Source organism: Streptomyces sp. 8P21H-1 (genome assembly GCF_013302945.1).
Genome location: NZ_JABTYA010000119.1, coordinates 1 through 975, shown reverse-complemented (window position 1 = coordinate 975; position 975 = coordinate 1). Strand labels below are relative to the sequence as shown.

The 975-nt window shown below is 77.7% G+C and carries 1 protein-coding gene and 1 pseudogene; both read right to left on the bottom strand.

Going from position 1 to position 975, the window contains the following annotated elements:
- On the bottom strand, window positions 1–681 hold a 681-nt coding region (locus HO151_RS02060; RefSeq protein ID WP_254594640.1), incomplete at its 3' end, for an alpha/beta fold hydrolase.
- Window positions 678–975, bottom strand: a pseudogene (locus tag HO151_RS02055) (3-carboxy-cis,cis-muconate cycloisomerase); the annotation flags it as partial. The pseudogene HO151_RS02055 and the gene HO151_RS02060, both read right to left, overlap by 4 nt.

The following is a 975-nucleotide window of genomic DNA, read 5'->3' as shown; positions in this document are numbered from 1 at the left end:
CGCGTCCGCGATCTCGCGCAGATGCGCGGGCGGGGTCGCCGGGTCCTCGCGCCCGGCGACCAGCAGCGTGGGGGCGCCGACGCGCGGCAGGTGCCCACGGAGGTCGAAGGCCGCCAGCGCGTCACAGCACGCCGCGTACGCCTCCGGGTCCGCCGTCCGCTGGTCCTCGACCAGCCGGGGAACGGTGAACCCGGGAGTGAACCAGCGGGACGCCGCGCTCCCGGCCAGCGAGGCCAGCCCTTCGGCCCGGACGAGCGCGGCCCGCTCCTGCCACGGCTCCGCGCCGCCGAAGTGCGCCGAGGAGCAGAGCACCGCGAGCCTGTCCACCCGGTCCGGGTGGTGGACGGCGAGGTGCAGCCCCACCGCGCCGCCGAGCGAGACACCGGCGTACGAGAACCGGCCGATGCCCAGCGAGTCGGCGAGCGCCAGCACCAGACCGGCGAGGTCGGCGACGGTGGCACCCGGGCGGATCAGCCCGGCCGGGGAGCCGCCGTGCCCCGGCAGGTCCCACCGTACGACCCGGTGCGTGACGGAGAGCTCGGGCGCGACCCCGTCCCACAGCGCGGTCGACGTACCGAGGGAGGAGCCGAGGAGCAGCGGGGGAGCGGCGGGCGGACCCTCGGCGACATGGTGCGGCAGCGCGCCGCCGGGCGCGGGCACGTGTGCGCCGCGGCCGGTCAACGCCGCTCCAGGGCACGGTCGGTGAGGGCTCCGGCGGAGCCCGTGTACCGAGCGGGGTCGGTGAGGTCCGCCAGGTCCAGACCCCTGTCCTTCAGCTCGGGCTCCCCGGCGAGGAGTTCCGCGAGCGGCCGGTCCTCCGCGGTGGCCCGCCGCGCGGCCCGGGTGAGCAGCTCCTTGGCGCGGGCGCGCCCCAGCAGCGGCGCGAGTTCGGCGGACAGCCGCTCGGAGACGATCAGGCCGTGCGTCAGGTCCAGATGGGCGCGCATCGCCTCCGGGTGCACCCGGAGGCCCTCG